The organism is Methylobacterium sp. CCH5-D2, assembly GCF_001556475.1.
GTDB lineage: Bacteria > Pseudomonadota > Alphaproteobacteria > Rhizobiales > Beijerinckiaceae > Methylobacterium > Methylobacterium hispanicum.
This window is the reverse complement of record NZ_LSIX01000515.1, coordinates 1-4,256: the sequence shown is the minus strand read 5'-3', so window position 1 is coordinate 4,256 and position 4,256 is coordinate 1. Positions and strand designations below refer to the sequence as shown.

General features: G+C 70.0%; 3 protein-coding genes. 1 reads left to right on the top strand and 2 read right to left on the bottom strand.

What is annotated here, in order from left to right; translation table 11 throughout:
• Window positions 1–208: 208 nt before the first annotated feature.
• On the bottom strand, window positions 209–1,732 hold the full coding sequence (gene adh, locus AX737_RS13195; RefSeq protein ID WP_066922012.1) for an aldehyde dehydrogenase: 1,524 nt from the start codon (window positions 1,730–1,732) through the stop codon (window positions 209–211).
• Window positions 1,733–2,060: 328 nt separating this feature from the next.
• On the opposite strand from adh, the gene AX737_RS13190 reads away from it, so the two are divergent.
• Complete coding sequence (locus tag AX737_RS13190) at window positions 2,061–2,717, top strand: pyridoxal 5'-phosphate synthase (RefSeq protein WP_156453690.1); 657 nt, start codon at window positions 2,061–2,063, stop codon at window positions 2,715–2,717.
• A gap of 310 nt (window positions 2,718–3,027) precedes the next feature.
• Here the strand turns inward: AX737_RS13190 and AX737_RS13185 are convergent.
• The coding region (locus AX737_RS13185; RefSeq protein ID WP_066922010.1) for a gamma-glutamyltransferase at window positions 3,028–4,256 on the bottom strand (1,229 nt) is incomplete at its 5' end.

Sequence of the window (4,256 nt, the reverse complement as noted above, 5' to 3'; positions counted from 1 at the left end):
ACCCTGTCCCTCTCCCTCTGGGAGAGGGGACCCGCGCTTCGTCCTGAGACGATGCCTCAGACCGAGCTCTTCAACCGGAAACGGTATGACACCCTCCGCGCTCTCTCTCCCTCGCAGAGGGGGGAGGGAGAGCACGGGGCTGCCCGCCCGATACGAAAAAACCCCGGCCTCGCGGCCGGGGCAAGGTTCCTCTCGAGAGGAGCGCGTCTCAGAAGAAGCCGAGCTTCTTCGCCGAGTAGCTGACCAGCATGTTCTTGGTCTGCTGGTAGTGGTCGAGCATCATCTTGTGGGTCTCGCGGCCGATGCCGGACTGCTTGTAGCCGCCGAAGGCCGCGTGGGCCGGGTAGGCGTGGTAGCAGTTCGTCCAGACGCGGCCGGCCTGGATCGCCCGGCCGAAGCGGTAGGCGCGGGTCCCGTCGCGGGTCCAGACGCCGGCGCCGAGGCCGTAGAGCGTGTCGTTGGCGATGGAGAGCGCCTCGGCGTCGTCCTTGAAGGTCGTGACCGAGAGGACGGGCCCGAAGATCTCCTCCTGGAAGATGCGCATCTTGTTGTGGCCGCGGAACACGGTCGGCTTCATGTAGTAGCCGCCCGCGAACTCGCCCTCCTTCACGTTGCGCTCGCCGCCCGTGAGGCACTGGGCGCCTTCCTGCTTGCCGATATCGACGTAGCTGAGGATCTTCTCGAGCTGCTCCGAGGAGGCCTGGGCGCCGATCATGGTGGCGGGGTCGAGGGGCGAGCCCTGCGTGATCGCCTCGACGCGCTTGATCGCGCGCTCCATGAAGCGGTCGTAGATCGACTCGTGCACCAGCGCGCGGCTCGGGCAGGTGCAGACCTCGCCCTGGTTGAGGGCGAACATGGTGAAGCCTTCGAGCGCCTTGTCGAGGAAGTCGTCGTCCTCGTTGGCGACGTCGCCGAAGAAGATGTTCGGCGACTTGCCGCCGAGCTCCAGCGTCACCGGGATCAGGTTCTGCGAGGCGTACTGCATGATGAGACGGCCGGTGGTCGTCTCACCCGTGAAGGCGATCTTGGCGATCCGCGGGCTCGAGGCGAGCGGCTTGCCGGCCTCGAGGCCGAAGCCGTTGACCACGTTCACCACGCCCGGCGGCAGCAGGTCGCCGATCACCTCCATCAGCACCAGCAGCGAGGCGGGGGTCTGCTCGGCGGGCTTGATGACGACGCAGTTGCCGGCAGCCAGCGCCGGGGCCAGCTTCCACACGGCCATCAGGATCGGAAAATTCCACGGGATGATCTGGCCGACGACGCCGAGCGGCTCGTGGAAGTGGTAGGCCACCGTGTCGTGGTCGATCTCGGAGATCGAGCCCTCCTGCGCCCGCACGCAGCCGGCGAAGTAGCGCCAGTGGTCGATGGCGAGCGGGATGTCGGCGTGCGTCGTCTCGCGGATCGGCTTGCCATTGTCCCAGGTCTCGGCGAGCGCGATCAGGTCGAGGTTCTCCTCCATCCGGTCGGCGATCTTGAGGAGGATGCGGGCGCGCTCGGCCGGCGCGGTGCGGCCCCAGGCTTCCTTGGCGGCGTGGGCGGCGTCGAGCGCGCGCTCGATGTCCTGCGCGTCCGAGCGGGCGACCTCGCACACGACCTTGCCGGTGATCGGCGAGGTGTTCTCGAAGTAGCGGCCGGCCGCGGGCGCGACCCACTGCCCGCCGATGAAGTTGTCGTAGCGCGCCGAGAAGGGCGCCTTGGTCTTGGCGTCGGCCAGGAATTCCGGCTTGTTCATGGTGGGGTCTCCTCCGTGCGGCGGCCCGGCCTTTTGGTGGCCTGTGGCGCGTCGGCTTCTGCTCGGCTGCGCACCCGCAGCCAACGGCAGCGGGGCTCGCGAATCAAGTTGGACTTTTGGCCAGGGCGCCCCAGGGCGGGGCGCGGCGGCTCGGTGCGTCGGGGTAGATGCTAGCGCGGATCCGAGTGGGTGGCGAGGCATAAGCCGGCGAGCCTGTCCGGCCGGCAGAGTCGCCCGGAAGGATCGTTCGATCTCCCGGCAGCGCGCAATTGCGGTGCGTGGCGTTGCCATGCGAGATCAGTCGAGGGCGCCGACGCGGAGCAGGTCCATGTCACTCAAGGAGCAGCTTCGAGGTTTGAAGTCCCTCGCAGGCCCCTATCGCGATTTCGATACTGGTGCTGCTCCGGACGAGCCGGCCAGCCTGTTCGGGGTGTGGCTGCAGGATGCGATCACCCATGGGATACCGGAGGCGCACGCCATGACGCTCTCCACCGTGGACGCGGAAGGCTGCCCCGATGCGCGCGTCCTGATCCTCAAGAACGTGGATGCCGATGGATGGCACTTCGCGAGTACGAAGCTCAGCCCCAAGGGCCGTCAGATCGCCCTCTGCCCGCAGGCCGCACTCATCTTCTACTGGCAGCCACTCGGCCGCCAGGTTCGGCTCCGTGGACAGGTCAGCGAACTGAGCCGCGAGATCTGCGAAGCTGATTTCCTGGCACGTCCGATTGGATCGCGAGCGAGCGCGCTACTCGCTCGTCAGAGCGACGTCCTCGAAGGTGATGAGGCGTTGGATATCGCCCTGGCCGAGCAACGCCATCTGATCGAGGGAGACCCATTCATCGTATCGACCGGCTGGACTGTCTACGCGGTCCAGCCAACCGAAGTCGAGTTCTGGCAGGCTGACGGGGATCGTCGGCATACGCGGTTGCGCTACCGTAGAGCGATGGACAGTCAGGCTTGGCAACGCGAGCGGCTATGGCCGTGATCCGAGAGCCTCCCTGCGGCCTTGAGTCGGCTGCGCGCGGCATCTGACGCGGGAGGCTCAACCGGCCGCGACCAGCCAGTTGGCCGACCTCGCCGTTCCAGTAGGCGGCCTGGGTGATGCCGTCGGCCATCGGGAGTTTCCATCCGGGATCGGAGGGGGACGATCCCCAGCCCGATCACGCGGGGCCGCAAGGGGTGGTGTCTTCGCGCCGCTCCCGATCCTACCGCGCCGCTCTCCCTCCTCCGCAGAGGGGGGAGGGAGGACGCTGAGGGGGCCGCCTGAGACGTATGCCCGGGAAGTGCTGCTCCCGCTACAGCCCCAGCGCCCCTCCGTCCGAGCGCGGATCGTGCGCGGCCGCGATGCGCCCGTCGCGGGGGTGGCGCACCAGCATGCCGGCATGGCCCAGCGCGTCGGTGTCGGGGAAGCCCAGCTCCTTGACCGCGTGGCCGAGGCGGCGCAGCGCCGCGATGCAGCCCGGGTCGAGGCGGTCCTCCACCCTCACGCTGGGCGCGGGCGCCCCCCAGGTGCGGCCGTAGAGGAGGCGCGGCGCATCGACGGCGTCCGCCACCGACATCCCGTCATCGGCGTATCGTGAAAAAATCTGGGCCTGGACCTGCGGCTGCCCGTCGTCGCCCGTGCTGCCGTAGCTCATCACCCGGCCGTCGTCGAAGGCGGCCAGCGCCGGGATCAGGGTGTGGAACGGGCGCCGGCCGGGCTCCAGAGGGTTCACCGCGCCCGCGTCGAGGGAGAACGCCGTGCCGCGGTTCTGCCAGCAGAGGCCGGTTGCGGGCAGCACCGTGCCGGAGCCGTACGCCCCGTGGACCGACTGGGTGTAGGAGACGGCGAGGCCCTCCCCGTCGATCGCCCCCATCCAGACCGTGTCGCCCTCACCGGACGCGGGCAGCGGCACGGAGGCCGCGCGCCGCATGTCGATCCGCGCGGCCTCTTGGGCGAGGCGCTCGGGCGTGAGGAAGGCGGCCGGGTCGTGGCGCAGGTGCGCGACGTCCGTGACCACCCGGTCGCGCACCGCGAAGGCCCGCTTCGTGGCCTCGATCAGCCCGTGATGGTGCGCCGGGCCCTGCGCCCCGCGGATGTCCAGCCGGTCGAGGATGCCGAGGATCATCAGCGCGGCGAGCCCCTGGGCGGGGGGCGGGACGTTGTAGAGCGTGGCGTCCCGCCGCCGGAGCGCGAGCGGCGCGCGCTCGACGGCCGCGAAGCCCTCGAGGTCCGCCCGCGTGACCGGCGCGCCGAGCCGCGCGAGGTCGGCGGCGATCTCGCGGCCGACATCGCCGCGGTAGAAGTCCTGCAGCCCCGCATGGGCGAGCTGCTCCAGGGTAGCCGCCAGCCTCGGCAGCGCCCGGACCTCGCCGGCGCCGTAGGGCTTGCCGTCCTTCAGGAAGGTCGCGGAAAAGTTCGGGGCGTCGTGGAGCGTGTCCAGGTCCCGGGGCAGGCAGCGCGCCTCGGAGGGCGAGACCGGCAGGCCGTCGCGCGCCTGGGCGATCGCGTCGGCGAGCAGCGTCCCGAGCGGCAGGCGCTCGG